This window comes from Streptomyces nanhaiensis (assembly GCF_046614825.1).
In the GTDB taxonomy this organism is placed as follows: domain Bacteria; phylum Actinomycetota; class Actinomycetes; order Streptomycetales; family Streptomycetaceae; genus Streptomyces; species Streptomyces radiopugnans.
The window spans coordinates 58,166-84,345 of the sequence record NZ_JBKJFM010000001.1 but is presented as its reverse complement, the minus strand read 5'-3'; the positions used below and the strand labels follow the sequence as shown (position 1 = coordinate 84,345).

The window sequence follows — 26,180 nt, the reverse complement described above, 5'->3', positions numbered from 1 at the left end:
TCCGCCGGTCGTCGCCGAAGGCACCGCCATCCATCCCGAAGAACCCGCGATCCACATACGGGACCGGGAGAAGCCGTACAGGAAGCTCTCACGCGATCAGGAGGAACACATGACGAAGGACAACACTTCCCCGGCCACTGCGCAGTGGACCGGCATGGTGCCGGTCGACGACACGGCCCTGGCCGTCACCGACAGCGGCGGCCCCGGCACCCCCGTGATCTACCTCAACGGCCAGTTCGCCACGCAGGGATACTGGCGGCGGACCATCGGCGAACTGGGCACGCAGTGGCGGCACATCACCTACGACGAGCGGGCCCGCGGCAGGAAGTCGAAGCGCTCGGCGGACTATTCCTTCGAGGCCGCAGTCCGGGACGTCGATACCGTTCTCGAGGCCAGGGGAGTGGATCGGGCGCTGGTGGTGGGCTGGTCCTACGGGGCGGTCGTCGGCGCGCACTGGGCCGGCCGGAATCCGGAGCGTGCCCTGGGCGCGGTCCTGGTCGATGGCGCGTACCCGTACGACTGGCTCGACGAGGCCATGGAGGAGCGGATCCGGAAGTCGTTCCAGCGGATGAGCTGCTTCCTGCCGCTGCTGCGCCCGACGGGGCTGGCCCCGCGAATGACCGCCGAACAGATGGCGAACAGCAACATCGAGCTCGGCCGGCTCTCCCGTGAGCGCGAACTGGGCCCCGTGCTGGCCGGCATCGCCGTCCCGGTGCGGTACGTGGTCGCTTCGGGGACCTCCCTGGGAAGCCGCGGTGACGAGCAGGAACGGATACGCACCAGCCTCGATGCGGTCACCGCCCGCAACCCGGACATCAAGAGCGTGAAGGTCGCGAGCAACCACGGTGCGATCCTCAGGAAAGACTTCCGCGCCGTCGCCGAGGCCGTGCGCGAGGTCGCCGCCCTCGACCGCCGGGGGCTCTGACGAGGAGCGGGCAACGTCGCTGGGCAGTACGCCCAGCACTCCGGCTCGGAGGAAGCGCCACAGGATCACGATTTCCGCGTTCATGCCCGGCCCGTTGTCCATCCGCGCCTCCGGCCATCCCGGTGACACGTCCGGCGCCGTCACCGGCAGGGGGCTGCGGCTACGCTGCCCGGGGCGGCCGACTGAAGCTTTCCCTTGATCGTGGACACCTGGAAACTGGGACCTGAGGTTCCAGAGGAAGTAGCACCAGGTGGGAAGCAAGTACACGAAGCGGTACACCGAGGAGTTCAAGCGGGACGCCATCGCGCTCGTCGATTCCTCGGGCAGGACGGTCACCGCCGTCGCCCGGGAACTCGGGATCAGCTCCGAGTCCCTGCGCGGCCGGTACCGCCGGGCGAAGGCCGACCGGGGCGAGGGCACTCCCGGCGAATTGAGCAGCGCCGAGCGCGAGGAACTCAAGTGGCTGCGCAAGGAGGTCCGCGAACAGCAGCAGACGATCGAGATCCTGAAAAAGCGACCGCCTTCTTCGTGAAGGAGGACGACCGGTGAGTGAGGTTTTCTCAGTGGTGATCACTTCCAGATTCCGTTGAGGACGAGGGCTGCTCGGGTGATGTCACCGATCCGGCTGGGGCTGAGCGTGACGTGCTGCAGGGTGCGCCATCGCTGCTTGAGCTCGGCGGCGGTGCGCTCGCCCAGGGCGCGGACGTGTCGCCGCAGCATGTTGGGCATGCGGGTATCGGTGTGAAGTGCCTCTCCTGACTTGCCTTTTGGGCGACGGACCGGGATGCGGATGCCGATACCCGCGCCGATGTAGCCCTTGTCCGCCAGGGTCGGAAGGCCCTCGGCGGCGGTCCTGTAAAGGGCGGGCAGGGCATGCAGGCGGGCGGCGGTGATGTCGGGGACGCTGCCGGGCTCGACGTCGGAGACCCACAGGGGTGCCGTCCGGAGCAGACGTCGATGCCTTCGTGCAGGTAGTCCCCCAGCCTTCGGCCGGGTGGTGCCCCCAGTAGCCGGTGGCCTGGGACGTGGCTTGTACACCGGAGCCGGGCTGACGGCCAGTTCTGGCCACACCGAACGGCCGGGCAGCAACTCCGCCCACCAGCACAGCCTGCCCCACCCTGAAGTCATGCCCCGGATGGCTCCTCGGCGGCGGGACGGTCAATGGTCCGCGGGGTCGCCGGTCTGGCCAGCCGGCGATCCCCGGCCGTGTTCCGCGTCCCGCCTTCAGCGGAAGGGGCCCTCGGTGCCTCGGCCCGGCTCGGTCGAGGTGTCGAGGGGTTCGGGCGTGCAGAGTCTTCCGCGTCGCGCTGGTCGGTCGGGGAGCGCCCTCCTCGGTGTCGGTGGTGCCCGGTACGGTCGTCCGACGAGCACCACACTTGGAGGGGACATGCCGTCTCAGGAGACAGTTCTTGCCGCGCTCAGGGCGGTGATGCCGCCGCATGACGGCGCCGACGAGCAGGTGGACTGGGACGCGATGCGGCGAACGTGGGGGGTGGACTTCCCGTCCGACTACGTCGCCTTCATGAGCACGTACGGAGCCGGAGGCATCGACGGCGTGCTGAGCGTCCTCGTGCCCGAGGCGAGCGCACAACCGTCACAGGGCCCGGGATTCGGGAGCATGGCGGGCGAGACGGCCAATATGCGGCACATGTGGGAATACGGCGGCGGGCCGGAAGGGATCGATGCCGGCCCCGCCTCCGTCCTCGCCTGGGGCGTCAGCTGCGGAGCCGACATGCTCGGCTGGCTCACTGCCGACCCTGACCCCGACAAGTGGCCCGTCGTCGTGTGGGAGCGGCACGGCTGGCCCCACTGGAAGATCTACGACTGCGGAATGACGGAGTTCCTCCGGCGTCTGTTCGCCAAGGGCTTCGAGGAGTGCCCGCTCAGCGACGCCTCCCTCTGGGGAGAGCCCTCTGCGTGCTTCCTCCACTGGCGCGAGGAACAACGACGGTGGGAGTCCGGCGTCGACCCCTACACAGGCGACGCCGACCCGTACTTCGGCATGGAGTTCAGCTGACCGTCCCCTCCGGGCGGCGACGGTCGTGCCGAAGGGCCGTGGTCCACGTAGAACTCCCAACGGAATGCCGCACTTGACCTGCTGCGCCGTTGCCGGGGCCCTGCGGGAGCATGAGTCCGTGAACTCGGACCAGTCGCTGCCTCGTGAACTCAAGGCCATAGCCACGGCCTCGCTACTGGAGTTGGAGGAGCGCGCCCTCGATCTCGGTCTCAGTCAACGCCTGGACCCCTCGTGGGTGGCGGTGAACGCCGCTCCCGCCGGAGTCCACTACCTGTGGCCGGTCCTGTGGCACGACCTGTCCCACCGCCCGGATGTCCCCGCTCACCTGCGGTGCGAGCTACTGATTGCCCTGCATACCGGAGAACGCGTCAGGAGCCTGCTGGACGTGCTCCCCGGTGACTTCGCCTCACTGCCGAGGGTGACCTCGCGCGACGAGGGAACGCAGATCAGGCGGCTCCTGGACAGCGCGCCCAGCGTCAGGGAGTGGTTGCTGCGTGAGGGCGAGACCCTCTCCTGACCCACGCCTTCAGGCGGCGCCAGCAGATCAATGCACACCCCAGGACGAGAAAGGCTTCGCAGACGTCGTCGCGGGCCTCCCAGCAGATCCGCAGCCGGCGGAAGTGGTGCAGCAGCACGAACGCGCGCTCAACCCCTCACCTCCGAGTGCCCAGGCCGGAGCCGTGTCGAGTGCCACGACGGGCAATCACGGTTTGATGCCCAGCTCGCGCACAGGCACCGATGCTTGTCATGGTCGTAGCAGTGGGCGGCGAGCACCGTATCCAGCCGCCGAAGGGGTCTTCCACGCTCGCCGCGCACTGGCGGCACCGCCTCCTGCAGCGGGACGAGCTGGGCGACGTCGCTGCGGTTGCCGCCGGTGAGCGCGCAGACGAGTGGAATCCCGCTGCCGTCGGTGACCAGATGGTGCCTGCTGCCCGCCCCGCCCCGGCCAACAGGGTTTCGTCCCCTCTTGGGCCCTCGTCTCAAGGCTCTAACGTGCGCGGAGTCCACGGCCGCACGGGAGAAAACAAGGGCGCTGGCGACCCGGAGTCCGGTCGGCAGGACCTCATGAAGGCGCTGCCACACGCCGGCCCGGTGCCACTCGGCCAGACACCTCCGGCAGACCATCCCCCGAGCCGAAGCCCGGCTCCTGCGGCAGATGCTCCCAAGAGACCTTGGGTGTGCAGCACCAACAGGACCCCCTGCGGCACCCCGGCCATCTGGCCGCTTGTGCCCCGGGCGCGGTGCGTGCGGCGCTCGCCCCTCGGCAGCAGCGGCTCGACCACCGCCCATAGCTCGTCGCCGACCTCCCACGGCTCCGGCCGTACCACCTCGACTTCCAGCATGATCAACGCAGCGTCGAAATCGGTCGACCCACACCGGTGATCATTCGGTTGGAGATTTTCAGCTGCCCCGGGCCACCCTCAGCCTGTGGCGGGCTGGCGGCTGTCTGTGGTGGGGGAGGGACGCGGAACCTGGCATGATCATCTTCTGCTGGGGGCTGCGGCGGGGGATCGCCCGGAAACCGTTCGGTGCCCAACCAGCGCCTGTGGAAGAGTAGTTGGCCGACTTGCGCGGGGCGGGGCGGCGAAGAGGGGGGCCGAGTCATGGCGGTGGTGCTGCCGGACGGTGTGGACACCATTCTGGATCTGATCGGGGTGGGCTGGCCCAACGTCGACGAGGACGCGTACCGCGACATGGCCAAGGACCTGCGGGACTTCGCCGACGACGTGGACGAGGACTCCCACGCCGCGCACCAGAGCATGCAGCGGCTGATCTCCTCCGGGCAGAGCGAGGCGCTGGGCGCGCTGAACGGCTACTGGGGCAAGGTCAAGGACAAGCATCTGAAGGATCTGGGCGACGCGGCCCGGATCTTCGCCGATGCCATGGACGCGGCGGCCGACATCATCGAAGGCCGCAAGTGGGTGGCCGTCGGGGAGCTGACCGCGTGCGCGGCCTCGGCCGGTATCTCCCTGGCCGCCGCCCCGTTCACCGCGGGGCTGTCCACGCTGATCGGCGCGGGCGCGATCCAGGCCTGCCGGATCGCGGTCAAGCGGGCGATCAAGGAGATGATGGACCTGGCGGTGGAGCAGATCGTCACCGCCATGACCGAGCCCGCGGCGGCCGCGCTGGAGAACATGGCCGCCGAACTGGTCGTCCAGCTCGCCTCCAACGGCCTGGGCACCCAGGACGGCGTCGACATCGCACAGGTCGGCGCGGCCGGCCGGGAAGGCTTCGCCGACGGCGTGCAGTCCGGCAAGGAGTCCCTGCACCTGGCCTCCGCCGACGGCCCCGCAGCGGGCGGCCTGCCGAGCCTGGGCGGGATGCTGGGCACCCTGGACATCGACGAGGACGAGCACGACCGGGCCGCGACCAAGCTCAACAGCGTCAGCACCTCGATCAACGGCCGCACCACCGGCAAGCTGACCAAAGCCAAGAGCAGCCACAACCGCACCCGCGGCAAGGACGACGTCGCCCAGGCCATCGACACCGTCGCCGACAAGATGATGGCCTCCCTGGAGAAGGCCACCAAACAGCTCGGCGACCACATGGGCGGCGCCCTGCCCAAGGGCGTGCGCGGTATCGCCGGCTCCCACAAGGACAACGACCGCCGCACCAAGGACTCCTTCGACAAGATCAAGGTCGACGGCGGAGACGGCCGCGGCGGCCAAGGCGGGAAAGGCCCCGGCGGGGCTGACCGGCCCGGTAGTCCCGGCTCCCGCCGCGGCGGGGAGCGGCCCCGTTCCCTGCGGGACGCCTCGGAGCAGCCCCGGGAGAAGGCGATCCCGCTGTCCAAGCGCCGCTGCAAGACCGACCCGGTCGACGTGGCCAGCGGCGAGATGGTCCTGGCCCACACCGACCTGGCCCTGCCGGGGGTACTGCCGCTGGTGCTGCGCCGCACCCACCTCTCCAGCTACCGCTGGGGACACTGGTTCGGCCCCACTTGGGCCTCCACCCTGGACGAGCGCCTGGAGGTGACCGACCGCGGCACCCTGTGGGCGCGCGAGGACGGATCGATCCTCGCCTACCCGGCCCTCCCCGGCGAGGGAAGCGACCCGGTCTGGCCCCTGGAAGGCGACCGGCTGCCCCTGGCCTTCGCCGAAAGCAGCGTCCTGGGCGAGGTGACCTACGCGGTCACCGATATCCGCTCCGGGATCACCCGCTACTTCACCGGCAGCCCTCACCAGGGCAGCCTGTACTGGCTGAACGAGATCGAGGACCGCAACGGCAACAGCGTCCACCTCGCGCGGAGCGAGGGCGGCCTGCCCACCGCGGTGACCCACGACGGCGGCTACCGCGTGACCCTGTCGCGGGACGCGGACCTGGACCGCATCGCAGACATCAGCCTCCGCACCCCAAACGGCCCCACCCGCATCACGGCCTTCGGGTACGACGAAGCCGGCCGCCTGGAGACCGTGACGAACTCCTCCGGCCGGCCGCTGCGCTTCACCTACGACCCGGACGGGCGGATCACGTCCTGGACCGACCGCAACGACTCCACCTACCACTACGTCTACGACACCGAAGGACGGGTCAGCCGCACGACCGGCCCGGCCGGCTTCCTGTCGTCCACCTTCGCCTACCAGCCCGCCGGGGCGGACGGCCACCGCACCACCCACTTCACCGACTCCACCGGCGCCACCACCGCCTTCCGCATCAACCAGGCCCACCAGGTCGTCACCGAAACCGACCCCCTGGGCCACACCACACACTTCGACTTCGACCCCTACGACCGCCTCCTGGCCGTCACCGACCCCCTGGGCCACACCACCCGCTTCGAACGCGACGAGCACGGCAACCTCACCGCGATGACCGCGCCCGACGGGGCACGCACCACCGCCGCCTACAACCACCTGCACCTCCCCGTCGAGATCACCGAACGCGGCGGCCGGCGGACGCGCTACACCTACGACGACCGCGGCAACCTGGCCTCCACGACCGACCCGGCCGGCGCGAGAACCGAGTACGAGGTCAACGCCCACGGCCACCTGACCGCCATCCGCGACGCCCTGGGCCAGACCACACGGATCACCCCCAACCCGGCCGGCCTCCCCGAGGCGGTCACCGCCCCCGACGGCGCAACCGCCACCTGTATACGGGACGCCTTCGGCCGCGTCACCGCAGCCACCGACGCCCTGGGCCACACCGTCCGCCAGGCCTGGACCGTGGAGGGAAAACCGGCCTGGCGGGAGCTCCCCGACGGCACCCGGGAGGAATGGACCTGGGACGGCGAAGGCAACCTGCTGCGCCACACCGACCGCATGGGCCGCACCAGCACCCACACCCACACCCACTTCGACCAGCCCACCGCCACCCGCACCACCGACGGCGAATACCGCTTCGCCCACGACACCGAACTACGCCTGACCCGCGTCACCAACGCCCAGGGCCTGACCTGGCACTACACCTACGACGCGGCCGGCCGTCTGACCCGCGAGACCGACTTCGACGGCCGCACCATCACCTACGAACACGACCCGGCCGGCCGCCTCATATCCCGCACCAACGCCGCCGGCCAGACCCTGACCTTCGAACGCGACACCCTCGGCCGCGTCACCGAACTACGCCACGGCGACGGACCGGTCTCCACCTTCGCCCACGACGAAACCGGCCACCTCACCCGCATCACCAACGCCCACGCCACCATCGAACTGGAACGGGACGCCGCCGGCCGCATCACCGCCGAGACGGTCAACGACCGCACCCTCGCCCACGCCTACGACGCGCTCGGCCGCCGCACCCACCGCCGCACCCCCTCCGGCGCCACCAGCACCCTCACCTACACCCCCCAAGGCCTGACCGCCTACGAGACGGGCGAACACACCTTCCACTTCGACCGCGACGCCCTCGGCCGCGAGACCACCCGAGACATCGACGGCCGCCTGACCCTCCGCCACACCTGGGACACCCTCGGCCGCCTCACCGGCCAGTCCCTGACCACACCCGGCACCGACATCCTGACCCGCACCTTCACCTACCGGGCCGACGGCACCCCCACCGGCATCGACGACACCCTGGCCGGCCCCCGCACCCTCACCCTCGACCCCTCCGGCCGCATCACCGCCGTCCAGGCCCGCGGCTGGCGGGAAACCTACGCCTACAACGCAGCCGGCGACCAGACCCACGCCACCCTGCCCGCCCAGGCCCCCGGCCAGGACACCGCCGGCCCCCGCACCCAGCAGGGCACCCGCATCACCCGAGCCGGCCGCACCCACTACCACTACGACCCCGCCGGCCGCCTCATCCGCCGCCAGACCACCACCCTGTCCGGCAAGACCCTCACCTGGCACTTCCACTGGGACGCCGAAGACCGCCTCACCCACCTCCAAACCCCGGGCGGCACCCGCTGGCACTACCGCTACGACGCCCTGGGCCGCCGCATCGCCAAACACCACCTGGACCCCGACGGCCGGCTCCTGGAGACCACCACCTACTGCTGGGACGGCGCCCAACTGGCCGAACAGACCACCGGCCCCACCACCCTCACCTGGGACTACACCGGCCTGCACCCACTGGCCCAACGCGAGACGAAAACCGACACCGACCAGCACGAGGTCGACCGGCGCTTCTTCGCGATCGTCGCCCACCTCGACGGCAGCCCCAGCGAACTCATCGACCCCGACGGCGACATCGCCTGGCGAGCACGCAGCACCACCTGGGGCGCCACCCAGTGGAACCGCGACGCCACCGCCTACACCCCGCTGCGCTACCCCGGCCAGTACCACGACCCCGAAACCGGCCTCCACTACAACCTCAACCGCTACTACGACCCCGCCCTCGGCCGCTACATCACCCCCGACCCCCTCGGCCTCGCCCCCGCCATCAACCACTACGCCTACGTCCCCAACCCCTTCACCCTGGCCGACCCCCTCGGCCTGGCCGGCTGCGAAGCGGACCCGACCTGGGGCGGACGCGTCACCTTCACCCGCGACCAGCACGGACGCCCGTACGAGATGAACGCCACCGTCACCCGGGACATGCTCGACGAAGGCACAGACGCCAGGCAGTCACTCAGACCCCCCGGCTTCCTCGGCGGCGACTACAACCAGGCACGAGGACACATCCTGGCCAACATGCTCGGCGGCTCCGGCGACACCCTGGACAATCTCTTCACCATCACCCAGAACCCCACCAACAGCCCCGAAATGCGGGACTTCGAACAAGATATCTACGACGCGGTCAAAAAAGACGGAAAGATCGTCACCTACAACGTCTACCTCGAGTACAGCGACGACCAGAAGGACTCCGTACCGAAGTACATCCAGCTCGAAGCCTACGATCAAAAAGGGAAGACGATCGTGGACACCACCCTGGACAACCCCGCCCACGCACAGCAGCAGCGACACCGCCAAGGACTCCAGCCATGACCGGCCTCGACGACCTGACCCAGCTCTGCCCCCCACCCGCCACACCCCCGGCCGTGGACTGGCCGACCGTCGAGACCACCCTCGGCCTGCGCCTACCCGGCGACTACAAACACCTGGCCTCCGCCTACGGGCCCGGCGCGTTCTGCGACTTCCTCCGTATCTATCACCCCCACGCGCCCACCCCGTGGGTCAACCTCACCGGCCCCATGCCCGCCACCCTGCGTGCCCAGCTCACCCAGGACCGCGACCAGGACAGGTTCCCCGTCCCCCACGACCCCCAGGCGCTGTTCGCCATCGGGGTGACCGACAACGGCAACCACCTGTTCTGGATCACCACACCCCAAACCGCCCCCGACGCCTGGCGCATCACCGTCAACGAGGCCCGCGGCCACGACTGGTACACCTTCGACGGCACCCTCACCGACTTCCTCACCGCCGTACTCGGCGGACAGCTCCAGGTCCCCGTTTTCCCTGACGACCTCCTCGACGCGGGAACCTCCTTCACCCCCTCTCCCGCCCAGAGCGGCCCCGCACCGGCATCGCCCCCCAGCACCGGGCGGCGCATCGACTCCCAGGCGGTACGCGCATGGGCCCGCGCCAACGGCTACGACCTCCCCGACCGCGGACGCATCCCCGCCACCATCCTCCAGGCCTGGGAAGAAGCCCACCCCGCCTGAACCACCACCCCGCCGTAGTGCTCCCGCGCCGTGACGGCACCGGCAGGCGGCAGTTGTACGGGTGGTGTACGGGCGAGAACACCACGCGGCCGGTGCGCGGTGGGCCATGATCCCTCCCCGTGGATCCGGGGGCAGCGGCCCCCGGCTTCGGCGAGAGAGGGGCAGGCGGGGATGACCGACAAAATCACCGGCGGGCAGTGGGCGGTCCTGGAGCGCTTGGCAGCGGCGGAGTGGGCGGGGGAGACGGTGCGGCAGACCTGGCTGCCGGTCGGCGGCCCCCTGGAGGAGCGGGCGGTGCGGGCGCTGGAATGGGCCGGGCTGTACCGCACCGTCCCCGCCGCCGAGGTGCTGCGCGCCCACGCCACCCGCCCGCCCGAGGCCCGGGCCGCCCGGATCACGCCCGCGGGGCTGGACGCGCTGGCCTGGCACCACCACCGCACCAACGCCGACCGGCCGTGCCCGGCCCGGACGGCGAAGGCAGCCGACCCCGCCTACCAAGAGGTCGCCCTGCAACCGCACGAGATGCTGCTACTGAGCCGCTACACCCACCTCCTGCCCGGCCCGGCCGCCGCCCCCGCGGCGGCCGGCACCCTGTGGGAGGCACTGATCGAGGCCCACTACGACACCGCCACCAACCGGTGGCGTCTCCAGCTCGACGACACCGGCCTGGCCGGCATGGCCCACGCCGTGCATCTGGAGGCGCTGGCCGGGCAGGTGACCGCCCGCAACCGCCTTCACCGCACTTGCGGCCTCACCCACCCCCACCCCATCCCTCCACCCCATCCCCACCACCCCATCCCCACCACCTCGACGACCGGGCCCGCGACGGTCGACGCGGTGGCCCTGGAACGACCGGCGCCTTTGACCGGATCGGGTGTACGCCGCCTCGCTGCTGGCCTGCTGGTGCGGGGTGGAGGGGCGCTGAAGTGCTCTGGAACGATGAGGCGCCCAACGCAGCCCGTGTCCTGGAGATGTGACGTGCTCTCGCCCCGCCGCCTGTCCGTCCTGCCCGCCACCGCCGCGCTGCTGCTGGTGGCCGGGTGCGGCACCGAAACGGGCGGGGTGGCCGATGACGCCAAACCGTCCGCGCCGGCCACCGCACCCGCCATCTCGGACACCGGCGGGGCGGGGGAGGGGCTTGAACTGGCCGAGGCCCTCACCCGGCTGGAGACCGCGCCAGAGTCCCGCGACGGCTACGAGCGGGAGAAGTTTTCCGCCACTGGACCGACGCCGACCAGGACGGTTGCGACACCCGGCGGGAAGTCCTGCTCGCCGAAGCGACCGAGCCCCCCAGGCAGGGGGAGGGGTGTGCGCTGACCGGCGGCCGCTGGCACTCCGCCTACGACCAGCAGACCGTCACCGACCCCGCCCGCCTCGACATCGACCACATGGTCCCCCTGGCCGAGGCCTGGGACTCGGGCGCCCACTCCTGGGACGCCCAGCGCCGTGAGGCCTTCGCCAACGACCTGGACGCCGACTACGCCCTGATCGCGGTCACCGCGGCCACCAACCGCTCCAAGGGCGACCAGGACCCGGCCGAATGGCTTCCCCCGGCCACCGACACACACTGCACCTACGCCGCGGACTGGATCGCCACCAAGCTCCGCTGGTCCCTGACCGCCGACACCGCCGAACGGTCGGCGCTGGAAGACCTCGCCGCCGACTGCCCCGACACCCGCCTCTCCTACACCCCCGCCCCCTGACACCCGCCCTGCCTGGTGCGGCAAGCCCGCCCCGCCTGCCCGCGCCAACACCACCGAGGACAACCAGCCATGAGCACCCACAACCACAGCGCATACACCCCGCCCATCGGCGGGATGAAGCACACCATCCCCGAGCTGACCGACCCCTGCCGCCCGCCCGGCGAGCGCACCTACCCCGAGCACGCCTACCCGGCCGCCGGGGAAGCCCGGTGCCGCCGCTGCAACGCCACCGAGAACAACCACTCGTGAGCGGCATCGACGCCCCCGCCACCACCGGACAGCCGGGCGGCCCGCCCCGCTGCGCCACAGACCACGAACACGACCGGCGGGTGCGCGCCCGCCTGGCCGAACTGGCCGCCCGCCACGGCATGACGGCCGAGGAAGTCCTCCAGGACATCAACGCCCGCCTGGCCGCCGGACAGCCCCCCAGCTCCGAGGCGCCGCCCGCCTCGGCGGCACACCCCGCGCCGCGGCCCAGCCCGCGCGTGGTGGCCCACCGGCCCGCCGACGACACCTGGGGCGTGACCGGTGTGGCGTACGACGGCCCCCCGGCCGCACCCCGCCGCCCCTGCGCAGGCGCAGGCGCAGAGCCCTGCCCATGGCGCCGGGACGCCCCCCGCGGCCAGTTCCCGCCCCAGGCCTTCCTCCACTCCGCGCCCGGCAACCGCACAGGCGGCCCCACGGGCCGGTTCGGCTGCCACGCCGGCACCCCCGCCCGGCCCCTGCTCTGCGCGGGCTGGCTCCTGGCCGGGGCCGACGGCAACCCCGGTGTGCTGAACCTGCTGCGCTCCGGCGCGCTGCCCACGCCCCAACTGCCCGACGGAACGACCGTGTACGGCAGCTACGCCGAGATGGCCGCCGCCAACGGCGTCGACCCCGCCCTGCCGGCCCTGTACCCGGGCGCGGCAACGGAGACCGAGGAGGAGGACTTCGTTGCGATGAACGCCCTCACCGACGGGCGCGAGGAACCGTCCCGGAGCGACTGAGGCGACAACACCGGCGGACAGCCTCCGGGGCGGGACGCTCGACTCGAGTCCGCTCGGCCCGTGTGCAGGATGCCGATGCCCCCGCCGTCCAGGCCGTCGGCCCCGGAATACTCCGCGGCAGCCCCGTAGATCACCGCGCAGCATCCGCGTTCCGGCGCTGACGGCACCGCTCGGCGGCGGCATTCGGACGCCCCCGCCGCCAGCGCTCCGCCCGTTCCTTGACCCGTCCGCACCTCCGATGGCAAGACTTCAAGCCGACTGGCGCCTTCGAAAGCAAGGACGCGGACCGTGGGCGGTCCTGCCCCGCCGGGGTGTGCCTGGCAGGTCAGAGCACACAAGCCGCACCGGCCGCGCAGCGGCCCGTCCTCTGGCCGCCCTCCGGCGGCCGGTGCGTCCTGCCCGGCGCGCGGCAGCGCACCGGGGCACCCAGACCGGACCCGCCCCAGGTGGCGGGGCGCTTTGTCCGGCTCCCTCGTCGGGGGGAACCCTCCCGGCTTCCGGCCCCGCACCAGAGCGGACGCTGCCATCCTCAGCGGCCATGACCTCCCAGCCGACGACGCTGCACGATCACGCCGAGCGTCTGGCCGCCTACGCGGCCGCCGGAGCACGCCGCGACGGCCGCGTAGGCGCGGTCGCCGCGGTCAACGACCGGCTGTGACGCCCGGGAGCGGTACCCCGCCCCCTCCACCACGACCCGGGCCGCGCCCTGTGGCGGGCGGCCGTCAACCGCGTGCTGCGCGACCACGGCTGGCCCGAGGCCGCCGACCACGAGTTCCACCCTGCCCCCGACCGCTCCCTGCCCACCACCCCGGCCCTGCCGGACACCCCCGCCCACCGGCCCGACCCGTGGCGGTGGGCCACCGCACACGCCATCTCCCGCGCCGCCTGCCACCGCTCACCCCACCTGCACGCGGTCAAGGACGCCCAGGACGCGGCCGGGCCCCTGCGGTACTTCACCCCCACCTGGCTCACCGACCACGAGGTCGAGACCGTCCCTTGGGAGGAGGCGGCGATGCACTGGGGACCGGTCCCCGACCTGCACCCCGACGCGGCCGACGGCCGGTTCCGCCGGCGCCGGGCCGCCACCCGCTATGACGACGACCTGCACGAAGCGGTCTTCCCCCCGGTGCAGCACCTGGTCCTCCACGACCCGCTGCGCCCGGACCTGACCGGCATCACCGCCGGCCGCAGCACCGGCCTGCCCGAGAGGGCCTGGTGGCAGGCCACCGGCCCCCTGCACCTGACGGTGTGCCTGTCGGCATGGTGGCCGCTGGAGGTCGCCGCCCGGCCCTGGCACCGCGTCCAGTCACTGACCGCCCTGGACGTCCTGACCTGGGACCTGGAACGGTGTGCCCCCCACCAGATGCTCCTGCTGGACTGGACCGACGACCCCACCGCCCGCCTCCTGCCCCACCTGGGCCCCTGGGCGGAGGAGACCGGCGGCCCGCTGGCCCGGTCCTTTTGCGCGCCGAGGTCACCGACCAGCCCGACGGCACCTGGCACATCACCGCCGAACTCGACCGCACCCTGGCGACCGCACCCTGACCCCCGGGGCCTGCCACCCCGGGCCCGGCACGACCTGACCACCGTCAGAATTCCGGCAGAGGGGGTGACTCATCACCCATCGGGGGAGAACACAACCTCCCCGCAGCAGTGGGGAAGACGTACCGCAGCCAGCCAGCCAGCCAGCCAGCTCGCGGGGCCGTTCCGTCCGCCGGTCAGGTCGGATCCGGCCTGACCCGCGCCGATACCGACCGCCATCAAGTGCTGCCGCCAAGCATGCGGTGGTGGTTAGCCAGGGCCGCGGCGCGAAGCGACGCACGGAAATCTTTGGCCACAGCTGTTCGCGTTTTGATGGCATGACAGTTCGGGCAGAGGGCAATCATGGAGCGAGGCAGGTCCTCGCCTCCCTCGGCATGGTCGTCGATATGGTCCACCTCCAGGAGATAGGTTCCGTTTCTACTGCGGGCGGAGGTGTAGCGAAGATCGGGGCAGTCAGGGTTTTCACAGGCGCCTTTGCTCCGTTCGAGGACTGCTTGGCGTGATGCGGGGATGCGGCTCCGGCGAGTTTCGGAGAAGTCACGCGGGATGTGGCTTCTGCCCTCGCGTACGGCCCGCTCAGCCCGCGCGTTCAGCTCCGCATAGCGCAGCGCCGGTGTTGCCATGTGTTGCAGGATTTTCGCGACTTCCCTGCACTGCTGGACGGCGTTTCCGGCTGGTAGTGGTGAGGGGAGGGCGTAGTGTCCTTCCGTTATGTCCCACTCGTTCTCGAGTTCCGCGTGCCGCAAGCGCGCGCATTCCCAGTGGATCTGTTCCAGGCCCCGCAGTGTCTGTAGGGTATCTGGCCATACGGCCCCTTCCGGAAGAGCGCCTCCCAGCCATGCGTATTCCAGCGCCGAGTACAAGGTGGCGTAAACCATGTTGCGTCCGTAGGTGATGACTCTCTTACCGGAGAGCCTGCGTGTGAGCGCTTCATGAACATCCCGAAAAGTGGGCGCTTCTTCGATGTCGGCGGGAATTGCACCATGTGGGTCGATTTGTTGCATAAAGCGGTTATCCCACTGCGGATTGATGAATTGATGCCACTTTTCAAGACCCTTCGCCGAGGTGAGCGCTATCTCGTAGGGCGTGGCCCGTGCGATCGGGTCTGTAGTCGGCGCCAGCGATCCGACGGCGTTGATGGCGAGGATGACAGTGTGTGGGTCGTCGAGCGCCTCCTGGGCCCAGTCGATCGCGCCGCGCCGTTCAGCCGCCAGTTGTTCAACAGTCGGCGGAGCTGAGAAGGGGACCGCACGGTTCGCGTAGTACACGGGTGCGGGCCTGTAGATAGTTTCCATCCAGCCGGATGTCTGGCTGCTGTCCCAGGTGCCGTCCCCAGAGATGAAAGCCTTACCCGGAGGGCCGAGAACGTACCCGTCAGGGCGGAAAAGGTTCGGGGGGCGCAACCCATCCTTCCTGAGGGATCCGGCCGTGTGTAAACCACCTGGCAGTGCTGGGTAGGGCCAGAGAGCCTTGAGTGACGCGTCGTCGGGTCGCCGGGCCGCGTACACAGGGGCGCCGAAGCCAGCGGGTATCGCGGCGCACACCAGGTGTTGTGTACCGGATGGGCGGAAGGGCTCTTTCTCGAATTCGGTAAACATTGCTGCCAAGAGGGTCAGGTGGGCAAGTGCGGCGCACGTCGCGGGCTGATAAACTCTGCCTTATATCATGCCGAGGATGCCACGAGAAATGATCTCCGTCATACTTTGTCCGCTCGGTCTGGCTTGAGTGGGGTTTTCTCTCGGAACTCGGGTGTGCACGTCTCGGCGCTCCACCTGCTGCGGACAGCTCGTTCGGTGTCGGTGAGAAGCAGCGGTGTCATGCCGATGATCCTGTTGGCAGGCACCGATGGTGGCCGGACGCCGGCGGACACGGTGGCCGGCCACCTGCCTTCCTGCAACCGGCGAACGTCTTCCGGCCCCTTCGCTCCCGACCGCCTTGCTGGCTTATCGACGAACGTCGTCGGACAGCATGCACGGAGCCATCCCGAAGTCACTGGGGTGGCTCGGACGGTTGTGCTTGCTCGATCGTGCACTCCTCGATCCAGCGGGCGACGATGCTCAGGGCCGCCAGGTGTTCCAGAGCGTCCTGCCGGGACCAGTCCACGGCTTCCTCGTGGGCCGCGACGTTGCGAATGGCGAGGAAGGCGCCTGCGGTGAAGTACTTCGCCCCATCCTGACGGGCCCGCCATGTCGCTGTCGTCCGGTTACCCGGAAACCGCAGCCGTGGTTTCCCCGGCTGAGCTGCCTTAAGGTCGAAAGCCTGCATGCACAGATCGGTCTCACCGATGTCATGACGCCCGAGTTTCTGCTGAAGCCGGCGGTTGACGGTGCGGGCCGCAGCGAGGACAGCGTCCTGACGGGCCTCGGCGGCCCACAGCGGCGCGGCCGGCTCCCAGGCCCACGGATGGAGACAGTCGGCGGCGATGGCTGGCGAGGTGGGGCGCAGGAAGGCCGCTATCTCCTCGGCGGAGGAGGCCATGCCGAGCGCCTGAGCGGCGGCGGTGCGTACCCGGTGCCAGTAGGTGGCGTCGTTTTCCATGTCATCGCGTTCGACATCGCCCAGCCCGGGTGAGTAGGCGTTGGCGATCTGCCGGGCCACGGCTTCCTGCACAACGAGCTGCTGAGGCCAGGCCGGCAACTGTCTCCCCTCATCGCTGGTAGCGAGGTCCACTTCGAAGAGGTAGCCGCCGACGAGGTCGAGGAACTCCGTCAACTTCCGTACTGCGAAGGCGTGGTCCATCCCCGGGAGCGTAGTCGGCCCGGACACCATGAGGACCCGCGAGCCAAGGCGCACCCGCACGCCGGACACGGCACGACAGAGAACGCGAGCGCGAGAAGAGAGCTTGGCACCGGCGGGGCCGCCATGCCCGGCCGCCGGCAACCCCCCAAGAGGCCAGCCACGGCCTGAAAACCAGGTGGGGCAATCTCCCGCGCGAGAACACGGGCGCTGCCGACGAGCACCCGGGCAGGCAAACCCGTGGGCCGAGCAGCGCCGCTGATCACCGAGTCGTGCCGACCGGCCCGCTCACCGGCTCCCGGCCCTCGCCTGCGGCCGGCTCCCGCAGGACCAACGTGGGCGCCGACTGTGCCTCCACCGGCCCGGCGGCGCGCCGGCGCTCCTCGCACCCACCGGCCCGGGGGGTCCGAAGCCGGTGCCGGCCGGGCCCTGGTGCCTGCCATCATCGGGTGATGGCGGGTGAGACGGACCATGGTGCGCTGCGGCAGCTCCTCGAACACGCGCTCTCCGGGCTGGGGGACGCCAACACCCACAGAACGCTCCCCGGAGCCTGTGCGCGGCTGGGACTACCGCAACCGCCCGAGGAAGGGTCGAAGCGCGAGCGGGTGATGCACAGCCTCAAGGCCCTGCCGGACGGGCGGCTGCCGGACGTGGCGCAGCGCGTGATCCGTGACGGACTGGTGGACCCCGCGGCCCGGAACACGATCCAGGACGCGCTATGGGCCGCGCAGAACACCCCACAGATACCCAAGAAGACCCGGCGCGAGATCGCCCGGGCCCTCGACCTCGCGGACCTCGCCCGCCACCCGGGCCGGTTCATGGCCCTCCTGGACCGCCTGTGGGTCCTGGACGACGACCCGCTGCTCGGCCTGCTGACCAGCACCCCCACGGGGCTGCGCGCCCGCATCGACCGGCACGTCCTGCGCAACCCGGGGGACTGGTCCACCGAAGAACTCCTCGAACAACTCGGCGCCTTCGACGCCGGCGATGCGCGCTTCGCACGGTTCCTGGAGGGCCTGGTCAGCGCCGACACCATCCCCGACGAACCGGCACAGCGCCGCCTCACCGCCACCATCAACCCCCACCTGCACACCGCCGCGGCCGAGCTGCGCGAGATGGGCACCGACGGCGGCTACCCGGTCTTCACCCTCGTCTCCACCCGGACGGCCCGCACCCGACGGCCGAAGAACCTCGTCTTCGCCACGCTGACCAAGCCCGACATCCGCTTCCGCGACGCCGTCGACAACGACATCGAAGTCCTCGGCGACACCGACGACGTCCTGGTCTACGACCGCCCCATCGGAGCCGACGGCCTGCGCTGGCGCGACCTGCAGGCCTGGTGGAAGGACCAGCGCACCCTCCCCGGCGACACCGAAGCCAAAAGGTCGCTGTACGCGCGGCTGACCCGCTGCCTGCCCGACACCTCACCCCCGCAGCGGACCCTCTTCGACCTCTACCACGAGATCCACGGCCCCACCGTGTACGGCCTGCCGGCCCTCCTGCCCGAAGTGTGGCTGCACTGGGACCCCAAGACCGTCCGCGCCCGCGGCGCCCAGGCCCTGCTGAACTTCCGCATGGACTTCCTGCTCCTGCTGCCCCACGGACACCGCATCGTCCTCGAGGTCGACGGAATGCACCACTACACCACCCAGGGACGGCCGGACAGCGCCAAGTACGCGGCCAACATGCGCGGCGACCGGGACCTCAAACTCGCCGGATACGAGGTGTTCCGCTTCGGCGCCCACGAGCTCCGCGACCGCGACCGGGCCCGTGCCCTGCTCCAGCAGTTCTTCCACGACCTGTTCCGGCAGTTCGACGTCACCCCCCGCGCCGACTGAACCCGCCCCGCGCCGAGACATCCCCGGCACCCGGCTTCCCCCTAATCGAGTAACTCGTCCCGCCCCGGCCCGTGGTCGGCCGCTACCGTGGGCCCGGTGACGACATCCCCGGCCGCCCGCCGTGTCCTGCCCGCCGATCCGTCCCTGATCAGCCTGGTCTACCGCCATGAACACCCCGTGGCGGCGCAGGAGTTCTCCGACACCCTAGAGATGTGGACGGTGACCGCGCGGATCGACGCCGACCTCCTGACCGAGGAGGCGGCCGCCACCGGCGCCGCGACCCAGGCCGACCTCGACGCCGTCCGCGACATCACCGTGGGCCGCATGGTGTTCGTACGGATCCGCATGTTCGGCCCCGGCCACCCCTGGGAGGCCATGGACGCCCACAGCGGCGATGTCGCCCGCATCGGCGAGAGCGTCCTGGACGTCGCCGGAGGGGAGTGGAGCGCGCGGTTCGAGAAGGCGCTGGCCCACCCGGTCGGTGATCTGCTGGTCATGGACCGCGTGGTGCTGGAGCCGGACTGGCGCGGTTTCGGCCTGGGCCCGGCCCTGGCCGCCGCGGCGATCCGCCGCCTGTCGAACGGCTGCGCCGCGGTGGTGTGCGAGCCCGGCTCGGCCGACGGGCGGGAGATGACCGAGACCGAGCACGCCGCCGCCCGGCGGAAGCTGGCCGCCGTGTGGGCCCGGTGCGGCTTCGTGCCCTTCCACGACGGCATCCACCTCCTGGACTACCACCTGCAGCGCCCCCAGGACCTCCTGGCCGAGCGGCTGGAGGAGTTCACCGCGCTGGGGACGGCGTGGCGCGACAGCACCGGGAACTGGTAGCCCCCTGGCGGAGACCGGCGGCAGCGCCCACCGTATCGGCGGGGGCGGCCGGCAGGAACGAAGAGGGCCCGTACCGCAACGGTCCCTGCGGTGTTGTCGGTGCGGTCCGCTACCGTGCCGGTCCGGGCGCACAGCGCCGACCCGTTCGTGAGGAAGGCCTGGCCGATGTCGATCTACCTCTCACCCGACACCCCCCGCTGGGCGCCGAAGACCGAGGCCGACCTGCGCGCCGCCCTGGAGCAGGGCCTGATCGGCGAGTCGCACCACCTGGACGCCAAGGAGGCCCTGGCTGCGGGCAAGAGTTCCAACAAGGAACTCGCCCGGGATCTGGCGTCCTTCGCCGTCGACGGCGGCACCCTGCTGATCGGCGTCGCCGAGGACACCGAGCACCGCACCCTCACCCTCGCCCCCCAGCCGCTGGCGGGCCTGGCCGAACGGGTGGAGAACATCGCCCGCACCCTGCCCGACCCGCCGCTGCCGGTACTCACCGACCCCATCCCGTGCGAGAGTGACCCCGCCCGCGGCTACCTCATCGTGCACATCCCGCCCAGCCCCGCCGCCCCCCACATGGTCGACGGCCGCTACTTCGGCCGCGGCGACAAGACCAAGCACCCCCTGGCCGACGCCGACGTCGTCCGCCTGCACCAGCGGCGCCGCACCGCCGAAGACGACGCCCTGGCCCTGCTGCGCGAGGAGATCGGCCGCGACCCCCTGGCCGGGGCGGGCGACCAGTCGCACCTGTTCCTCCTGGCCCAGCCGGCCGCCGGGCGGCGCGACATGCTGCTGGAGTTGACCAGCGACCCGAACTGGAACACCCGCCTGTGGCACTTCCAGAACGCCGCCACGCCCGGGCTGGAGACCCTGCTGCGCGACGTGCAGGCCGCCCCCGGCCTCACCCACGCCACCAACGGGCACCGCCGCGCCCGCGGCGTGGCCAAGGCCAGCCCCGCCCTGGGCGAGGGCCGCACCTACAACGCCCCGCGCGACGGCCACGACCCAGACGTCATCGAGGTCCAGGTCTTCGAGGACGGCGGCCTGCGCCTCTTCTCCAGCCGCCTGTCAGACCAGCTGCCCTCCGGCGAGCAGATCCTGCTGGACGCGGCCGTGGTCAACCTCACCCGGCGCCTGCTGGCCCCTGGTCCAGGCCGCGGCCGCCGAGGCCGGCTACCGCGGCAACTGGGCGCTCGCGGTGGGCGCCACCCGCCTCCGCGGCCGCCGCCCCTACCAGAACCAGGACACCTGGCCCGGATCGAGGGCCCGCTACGACCAGGACACCTACGAAGAGGCCACCCTCGCCACCTGGGCGGAGATCACCTCCACCCCCGGCGCGGTCACCGCCCGCCTGACCGGCCCCCTCCTGCGCTCCCTGGACACCCACCACCGCTACACCACCCTCCTCCAGGACGCCCCGCCGACCGCCCCCTGACCCCCGCTCACCCGGTAAGGACGACACCGACCATGGACCTGGTGGACCTCCCCGCCCGACCGGAGCGGGCGGTGCTGCGCCCGGACCAGATCCGGGGCAGAGACGCGGCCGTACGGCATCTACGCCGCCCGGGCAGCCGCGGGCTGTACGTGGCGGCCACCGGCACCGGCAAGACCCTGGTCGCGAACCGGATCGGCGAGGAGCTGGGGGCGCGGCTGGTGCTGTTCACGGTGCCCACCCTGGACCTGGCGGCGCAGACCGCGCTGGCCTGGCGCGCCGACCACCGCCGCGAGCCGATGGTGATCGTCTCCTCGATGGACGCCTGCGCCCGCCCGGACCTGGCCGCCGCCGGGGTCGGCGCCACCGGGGACGCGGCCGGGCTGGCCGCGGCCCTGGCCGCGGCGGGCGAGGGGGCACTCGCGGCGCTGACGGTGATCTGCACCTACGACTCCCTGCCCAAGATCGAAACCGCCCAGCGCACCCGCGATGACGTCCCCGCCTTCGACCTGGCGGTCATGGACGAGGCGCACCGCATCGCCGGCCGGGCGGACAAGAAGTGGGCGATCGTCAACGACGCGCAGCGGATCCGCGCGGAGCGCCGCCTCTACATGACCGCCACCCCCGCATCTTCGCCGCCCCCGAACTGGCCGAGTCCGCCGACACCACCCGCCCACGCCGCCGCCCAGCCGCCGCGGGGCGGGACGTCGACGCGTTCGCCAACTCCATGGACAACGAACAGGTGTACGGCAAAAAAATCTTCGAATATCCCCTCGCACAGGCAGCGGCCGACGGCCGGGCAGCGGACTACCGCATCGTGGTGCCCACCCTCACCGACGCCGACCTGCGCCGCCGCCTCAACCTCCCCACCGCCCGCCCTCCCGGCGACGGCAGCGGCGAGGAGCCGGACAGCGCGCTGCGCACCACCGCCCTGCACCTCGCGGTGCTGCGCGCCATGACCGAGCACCGCCTGAACAAGGTGCTGGTCTACTTCAACCTCGTCTCCGACGCCCGCCGCTTCGCCCGCGAGCTCCCGCACACGCTGCGTCTGCTGGCCCGCACCGACCCCGGCCTCGTCCCGGACCTCACCCCGCAGCTGTTCTTCGCCCACGGCGAGCACACCCCCGCCCAGCGCGCCGACACCTTCACCGCGTTCGCCGCCGCCGACTGCGCGATCCTCGCCAACTCGCGCCTGATCGCCGAGGGCGTCGACATCCCCAGCGTGGATGCCGTCGTCTTCGCCGACCCCACCCGAAGCGTCATCCGCTGCGTCCAGGCCCTCGGCCGCGCCCTGCGCCTGGACGTCTCCGGCAAGATGGCCAGCCTGGTCGTCCCCGTCTACGTCCCGCCCGGCGCCGACGGCGAGAACATCCTCGGCACCCCTTACGAGCCGGTGTGGGCGATCGCCTGCGCGCTGGCCAGCCACGACCACCGCATCCTCGAGCGCCTGCCGGACAAGGCCAACCGCCTGCCGAAGGAGACCAGCACCGTCATCGAACGCCGCTGGCACTTCGACTTCACCGTCCACCCCGAACGCATCGCCCGCGCCATGGATCTGGCGTCCTTCGACCCCCGCGACCAAGGCATCTCCCGCTCCCGCCGCCTCGGGCTGGCTGCCGCCCAGGCCTACCGCGACCACTACGGCCACCTCGACGTCCCCGCCGACCACACCGACCCCACCGGCTTCCGGCTGGGCACCTTCATCACCACCCTGCGCGACGCCCGCAGGGCCGGCCGCCTCGAGGCGGACTGGATCGCCGAACTCGACGCGCTGGGCATGATCTGGGACAAGCACGACGCCGCCTGGCGCGCCCGCCTCGCCGCCGCGGCCGACTACCACGCCGCGCACGGTCACCTCGCCGCCCCCGCCACCACCCCCGTCGGCGCCTGGCTCGCCGAGCAGCGCCACCTCGCCGCCAGGAACACCCTCGATGCGGCCCGCGCCGACGCCCTCACCGCCCTCGCACCGGACTGGCGCCTGCCGCACGGCGCGGACTGGCACCGCAAATACCACCTGCTCCGCACCCACCTCGCAGACGGCGCCGACCCGGCCGCCCTCACCCGCGACACGGTCCTGGCCGGGGTGAGGATCGGCTCCTGGCTGGCCCGCCAGCTCACCACCTGGCCGGATCTCGCCCCCGGTCAGCAGCAGCTGATGGCCGCTCTCGGCCTCACCCCCGACACCAACCCCCTCGCCCCCGTCCGCCGCGCCCGCCGCACCTTCGAACAGACCGTGCAGCTCCTGGAGCTCTTCCTCCACCGTGAAGGCCGCGCCCCCGCCGCCCGCGAGACCATCCGCGTCGACGGCGACACCGTCAAGATCGGCGCCTGGCTCGCCAAAGCCCGCCACCGACACCGCACCGGGCAGCTCCCCGACAACCACGCCCGCCTGGTCGCCGCCCTGTTCGAGGGGGACTGGACGGACCAGGACGCCGCCCCGGCCGTCCTGATGTAGGTCCTGCCCCGGCTGATGCGGCCGCAGGAGAAAACGGGGCCCCGCTGAAACACCGCCTGTACAGCCATGGGCCCGGTCCTCCCTCCCGCCGCAGGACCGGGCCCATGGCTGTGGCCGGGGGCTGCAGCCCGCTCCTGTCAGGGCAGGCGCGTGATGTGCTGTTCCCACCGGTGCATCCAGTCGCTGTGTCCTTCCTGGCCCGGGCCCGGGACGCTCTGCAGGTCCTCGGGCAGGGTGATCTCTTCGGGCGCGTACGCGCCGTCGTTGAAGTAGCACGCCCACACGGCCTCGCGGGCGGCATTGACGACGACGGCCGCCACGGCGCCGTCCTGGGCGAGGGCGCCTTCGTCCACGGCGGTGCGCCCGGTCTCGATCGCCTTGCTGCTGCTGCGGAGTACCTGGACGGCCATGCCGTGCGGGCGGTTCTTGCCGGTCAGGAGGTAGAGCGCCCAGTGGGTGCCGACCGCCTCCGGCCACCGCTTGCGGGCGGCCTGACGGCTGATCCCCGCGGCTTCACCCAGGTCCGCGTAGGTAGCAGCAGCCCGGCCTGCGTGCGTGGCAGCCTCGGTGGCCAACTCCTTTGCGGCGGCACCGGCTTCTGTGGCGACCTCCAGGTACGTCAGGTGCACCGCCTTGGCGGCCGCGGAGGTCGCAGCCAGCGCGTCCGGAGTGGCGGGGCCCTCCTGCTCGCTGAAGCCCAGGAAGCTCATGCGCCTCTTGGTCTCACGCCACACCAGATCACGCACCTGGGCTTGGAAGGCGGCCTGCTCCTTCAGGGCATGACCGTGAAATTCCCACACATCATCCATGCGACAACCGTAGAACACCTAAACTCAATGCGACAACTAAAGTTTCCAAAGTTGGTGATCTTCCCCGCGGGAGCGGCCGACTGCCCACAGGAGCGCGGGCGGGGTGCGGCGATCACGCTGTGCGCCGCTGCGAAACCTGTCTCGAAATCGCTGTGCCGATCCGCTTCCCAGTCGTGTATTACTGGGCATCAGAAGTGCTGTAGCTAGATACAGCACAAAAGTTGAAGGGGGAGAGCACGTTGGTCTACGACATCCGTCCCCTCGCCAACGGACTGCGGACGGACCACCCGGTTCCCGGCCTGCCGTTCGTCGACGACTCACACCTGCCGCTCGACGACGGCCCGGACGCCATCGAGGCAGTCGGCCGCAACAAGAGCGAAGGCATGTGGGGCCGTTGCGACACCTCCCGCGAGGCAGGGTGGCTGGCCTTCACCACCGACCCGATCGCCCACCACCTGGGCTGGGCCGTCCGCTACCACCCCGAGCACGGCCGCACCGTGCTCCTGCTCCGCGACGAGGACACCGCCAGCCTGCACACCTACTGGTCCGGCGCGCCGCTGCTGTTCAGAGCCGGCGGCTACTGGTGGGACGGCGAAGCCTGGTACCGGCCCGGCCAGATCTGGGACCCGGTCACCGAGGACTACGCACGCCACACAGCACGCGCCACGGCCACCGTCCACGCCGCCGACATGCTCGACGGCCGCGCCCACCCCGGCCGCGCACACGTGCACAAGGTCGCCACCTTCGACCCGGCCACCGCAGAACCCGAGAACTGGATCGATGACCTGACCCGGTGGGCCCAGCACCACCAGAAGCAGGACGACCCCCTGCCCCTGGAGAAGTGCGTCGTCGACCTGGCCAGTCCCGAACTCGCCGGGGACCGGCTGCTCGGCGTGCCCGAGATGGCCGCACTGGGCGGCATCACGGCCTCCACCCTGCGGGGCTACATCTCCCGCGGCGAGAACGACGTGCCGCTGCCCCAGGCGACCGTCGCAGGACGGGCCCAGTGGTCCCGCCCGGTCGCCGAAGACTGGGCCGAAGCAAGGCGCCGCTCCTCCGAGGGACTGCAGGACGCCATGACGGCCGGCGACCGGCACCGCCTGGCCCCGGGAGCGGCCCAGATCCGGGACCGGTTCAGCGAGACCTTCTCCAGCTTCCTGTGGAAGCGCCCGGACATCCGCAAGCGCTGGGCCCTGCGCCACCGCAACGAGCCGAGCGTGCGGGAAGTGGCCGACCACCTGGCCTTCGAAGTCGCCGACAGCCTGAGGCGGATCATCCCGACCGACGCCCTCGGGCCGACCATCCGCCATGCCGTCCTGGAGGACTTCACCACCTCGCTGCGCATCGCCGAACGCCGGGGCGGCCAGCTCAAGGACTTCGACCTCATCCTGTCGGTGCCCCTGGCCAAGATGCTCAGCTGGTTCATCCAGCACTTCCCCACCTCGGCCCAGTGGTACATCGGCGAGATCATGGGCGAGGCGGACAAGCAGCTCGGCATCCCCGCTCAGGTGACGGGCGAAGCACTGCGGCGGTCCGCGACCACGAACGGGAAACTCGACGGGCAGGCCGCCAAGGAGTTCTTCTCCCGCGTCGTGCCGAAGGAACCGCAGAGCTGAGACCCCTCAGCGAACACGGAGGAGGGGCGGAAGCCACCGACAGCGGCCCCCCTCCTCCTCCTCAGGACCCAGCTCAACTCGCACCCGCCCCACGAGACCATCCACGCTGACGGGGAACACCACCAGGATCGGCGCCTGGCTCGCCAAGGCCCGCAACCGACACCGCACCGGCCGGCTCCCCGACGAACACGTGCGCTTGGCCGCCGCGCTGCTCGACGGCGACGAAACGGCGGGGGCGCCCGCCCGGGCTGTACTGGTGTAGC

The 26,180-nt window shown here is 71.3% G+C and carries 19 protein-coding genes and 2 pseudogenes; 16 read left to right on the top strand and 5 right to left on the bottom strand.

Annotated features, from left to right (window positions below; translation table 11 throughout):
- The first annotated feature begins 109 nt into the window (after positions 1-109).
- Positions 110-925 (top strand): alpha/beta fold hydrolase, encoded by an 816-nt coding sequence (locus ACLIYP_RS00440; protein WP_412711139.1) that lies wholly within the window; start codon positions 110-112, stop codon positions 923-925.
- 250 nt (positions 926-1,175) lie between these two features.
- Positions 1,176-1,457 (top strand): transposase, encoded by a 282-nt coding sequence (locus tag ACLIYP_RS00435; RefSeq protein ID WP_412711138.1) that lies wholly within the window; start codon positions 1,176-1,178, stop codon positions 1,455-1,457.
- A gap of 38 nt (positions 1,458-1,495) precedes the next feature.
- On the opposite strand, the pseudogene ACLIYP_RS00430 reads toward ACLIYP_RS00435, so the two are convergent.
- Positions 1,496-1,861 (bottom strand): annotated as a pseudogene (locus ACLIYP_RS00430) (transposase family protein); the annotation flags it as partial.
- Between the two features lie 451 nt (positions 1,862-2,312).
- Here ACLIYP_RS00430 and ACLIYP_RS00425 point away from each other — a divergent pair.
- Entirely contained in the window at positions 2,313-2,942 is a 630-nt protein-coding gene (locus ACLIYP_RS00425) for an SMI1/KNR4 family protein (RefSeq protein ID WP_412711137.1), read from the top strand.
- 118 nt (positions 2,943-3,060) lie between these two features.
- Complete coding sequence (locus ACLIYP_RS00420) at positions 3,061-3,459, top strand: hypothetical protein (protein WP_412711136.1); 399 nt, start codon at positions 3,061-3,063, stop codon at positions 3,457-3,459.
- Here ACLIYP_RS00420 and ACLIYP_RS00415 read toward each other — a convergent pair.
- Positions 3,419-4,285, bottom strand: a pseudogene (locus tag ACLIYP_RS00415) (IS5 family transposase). The gene ACLIYP_RS00420 and the pseudogene ACLIYP_RS00415 overlap by 41 nt on opposite strands.
- Before the next feature lie 261 nt (positions 4,286-4,546).
- Between ACLIYP_RS00415 and ACLIYP_RS00410 the strand changes: the two are divergent.
- The 7 genes from ACLIYP_RS00410 to ACLIYP_RS00380 all read left to right on the top strand — a co-directional run bounded on the left by ACLIYP_RS00410 (position 4,547) and on the right by ACLIYP_RS00380 (position 14,411).
- On the top strand, positions 4,547-9,307 hold the full coding sequence (locus tag ACLIYP_RS00410; protein WP_412711135.1) for an RHS repeat-associated core domain-containing protein: 4,761 nt from the start codon (positions 4,547-4,549) through the stop codon (positions 9,305-9,307).
- Positions 9,304-9,984 carry an Lsr2 family DNA-binding protein gene (locus ACLIYP_RS00405; protein ID WP_412711134.1) on the top strand — a complete coding sequence of 227 codons (681 nt, stop codon included), beginning with the start codon at positions 9,304-9,306 and terminating at the stop codon, positions 9,982-9,984. Before ACLIYP_RS00410 ends, ACLIYP_RS00405 begins: the two co-directional genes overlap by 4 nt.
- A gap of 171 nt (positions 9,985-10,155) precedes the next feature.
- Positions 10,156-11,301 (top strand): DUF6417 family protein, encoded by a 1,146-nt coding sequence (locus ACLIYP_RS00400; RefSeq protein WP_412711133.1) that lies wholly within the window; start codon positions 10,156-10,158, stop codon positions 11,299-11,301.
- The gene (locus ACLIYP_RS00395; RefSeq protein ID WP_412711189.1) at positions 11,250-11,687 is read left to right on the top strand and encodes an HNH endonuclease family protein; all 438 of its coding nucleotides are present in this window, start codon (positions 11,250-11,252) and stop codon (positions 11,685-11,687) included. Before ACLIYP_RS00400 ends, ACLIYP_RS00395 begins: the two co-directional genes overlap by 52 nt.
- A 69-nt stretch (positions 11,688-11,756) precedes the next feature.
- Positions 11,757-11,936: a hypothetical protein gene (locus ACLIYP_RS00390; RefSeq protein ID WP_412711132.1), complete on the top strand. Its 180-nt coding sequence runs from the start codon at positions 11,757-11,759 to the stop codon at positions 11,934-11,936.
- Positions 11,933-12,673: a DUF6283 family protein gene (locus tag ACLIYP_RS00385; RefSeq protein WP_412711131.1), complete on the top strand. Its 741-nt coding sequence runs from the start codon at positions 11,933-11,935 to the stop codon at positions 12,671-12,673. The genes ACLIYP_RS00390 and ACLIYP_RS00385 overlap by 4 nt, the downstream gene beginning before the upstream one ends.
- A 730-nt stretch (positions 12,674-13,403) precedes the next feature.
- On the top strand, positions 13,404-14,411 hold the full coding sequence (locus tag ACLIYP_RS00380) for a hypothetical protein (RefSeq protein WP_412711130.1): 1,008 nt from the start codon (positions 13,404-13,406) through the stop codon (positions 14,409-14,411).
- Between the two features lie 22 nt (positions 14,412-14,433).
- Here the strand turns inward: ACLIYP_RS00380 and ACLIYP_RS00375 are convergent, their stop codons facing one another.
- Together ACLIYP_RS00375 and ACLIYP_RS00370 are read right to left on the bottom strand one after the other, a co-directional pair.
- Positions 14,434-15,483, bottom strand: coding sequence for an HNH endonuclease (locus ACLIYP_RS00375; protein ID WP_412711129.1), 1,050 nt, complete (start codon positions 15,481-15,483; stop codon positions 14,434-14,436).
- A gap of 721 nt (positions 15,484-16,204) precedes the next feature.
- Positions 16,205-16,954 (bottom strand): TIGR02391 family protein, encoded by a 750-nt coding sequence (locus ACLIYP_RS00370; protein ID WP_412711128.1) that lies wholly within the window; start codon positions 16,952-16,954, stop codon positions 16,205-16,207.
- A 449-nt stretch (positions 16,955-17,403) separates the two neighbouring features.
- On the opposite strand from ACLIYP_RS00370, the gene ACLIYP_RS00365 reads away from it, so the two are divergent.
- From ACLIYP_RS00365 to ACLIYP_RS00350, 4 genes are all read left to right on the top strand, one after another.
- Positions 17,404-18,789: an AbiJ-related protein gene (locus ACLIYP_RS00365; RefSeq protein WP_412711127.1), complete on the top strand. Its 1,386-nt coding sequence runs from the start codon at positions 17,404-17,406 to the stop codon at positions 18,787-18,789.
- 96 nt (positions 18,790-18,885) lie between these two features.
- On the top strand, positions 18,886-19,614 hold the full coding sequence (locus tag ACLIYP_RS00360) for a hypothetical protein (RefSeq protein ID WP_412711126.1): 729 nt from the start codon (positions 18,886-18,888) through the stop codon (positions 19,612-19,614).
- 165 nt (positions 19,615-19,779) lie between these two features.
- The gene (locus tag ACLIYP_RS00355; RefSeq protein WP_412711125.1) at positions 19,780-21,996 is read left to right on the top strand and encodes a DEAD/DEAH box helicase family protein; all 2,217 of its coding nucleotides are present in this window, start codon (positions 19,780-19,782) and stop codon (positions 21,994-21,996) included.
- Positions 21,993-23,492 (top strand): helicase associated domain-containing protein, encoded by a 1,500-nt coding sequence (locus ACLIYP_RS00350; protein WP_412711188.1) that lies wholly within the window; start codon positions 21,993-21,995, stop codon positions 23,490-23,492. Before ACLIYP_RS00355 ends, ACLIYP_RS00350 begins: the two co-directional genes overlap by 4 nt.
- Before the next feature lie 137 nt (positions 23,493-23,629).
- Here the strand turns inward: ACLIYP_RS00350 and ACLIYP_RS00345 are convergent, their stop codons facing one another.
- Positions 23,630-24,301 (bottom strand): hypothetical protein, encoded by a 672-nt coding sequence (locus ACLIYP_RS00345; RefSeq protein WP_412711124.1) that lies wholly within the window; start codon positions 24,299-24,301, stop codon positions 23,630-23,632.
- Positions 24,302-24,540: 239 nt separating this feature from the next.
- Here ACLIYP_RS00345 and ACLIYP_RS00340 point away from each other — a divergent pair, with 239 nt between their 5' ends.
- Positions 24,541-25,917, top strand: a complete 1,377-nt coding sequence (locus ACLIYP_RS00340) for a hypothetical protein (RefSeq protein WP_412711123.1) — start codon at positions 24,541-24,543, stop codon at positions 25,915-25,917.
- Positions 25,918-26,180 lie beyond the last annotated feature (263 nt).

Bases quoted from the DNA above. Each gene is read 5' to 3' on its own strand.
- ACLIYP_RS00440 (WP_412711139.1), top strand. From the start codon at position 110: ATGACGAAGGACAACACTTCCCCGGCCACTGCGCAGTGGACCGGCATG.
- ACLIYP_RS00425 (WP_412711137.1), top strand. From the start codon at position 2,313: ATGCCGTCTCAGGAGACAGTTCTTGCCGCGCTCAGGGCGGTGATGCCG.
- ACLIYP_RS00410 (WP_412711135.1), top strand. From the start codon at position 4,547: ATGGCGGTGGTGCTGCCGGACGGTGTGGACACCATTCTGGATCTGATC.
- ACLIYP_RS00405 (WP_412711134.1), top strand. From the start codon at position 9,304: ATGACCGGCCTCGACGACCTGACCCAGCTCTGCCCCCCACCCGCCACA.
- ACLIYP_RS00400 (WP_412711133.1), top strand. From the start codon at position 10,156: ATGACCGACAAAATCACCGGCGGGCAGTGGGCGGTCCTGGAGCGCTTG.
- ACLIYP_RS00390 (WP_412711132.1), top strand. From the start codon at position 11,757: ATGAGCACCCACAACCACAGCGCATACACCCCGCCCATCGGCGGGATG.
- ACLIYP_RS00370 (WP_412711128.1), bottom strand. From the start codon at position 16,954: ATGGACCACGCCTTCGCAGTACGGAAGTTGACGGAGTTCCTCGACCTC.
- ACLIYP_RS00365 (WP_412711127.1), top strand. From the start codon at position 17,404: ATGGCGGGTGAGACGGACCATGGTGCGCTGCGGCAGCTCCTCGAACAC.
- ACLIYP_RS00355 (WP_412711125.1), top strand. From the start codon at position 19,780: ATGTCGATCTACCTCTCACCCGACACCCCCCGCTGGGCGCCGAAGACC.
- ACLIYP_RS00350 (WP_412711188.1), top strand. From the start codon at position 21,993: ATGACCGAGCACCGCCTGAACAAGGTGCTGGTCTACTTCAACCTCGTC.
- ACLIYP_RS00345 (WP_412711124.1), bottom strand. From the start codon at position 24,301: ATGGATGATGTGTGGGAATTTCACGGTCATGCCCTGAAGGAGCAGGCC.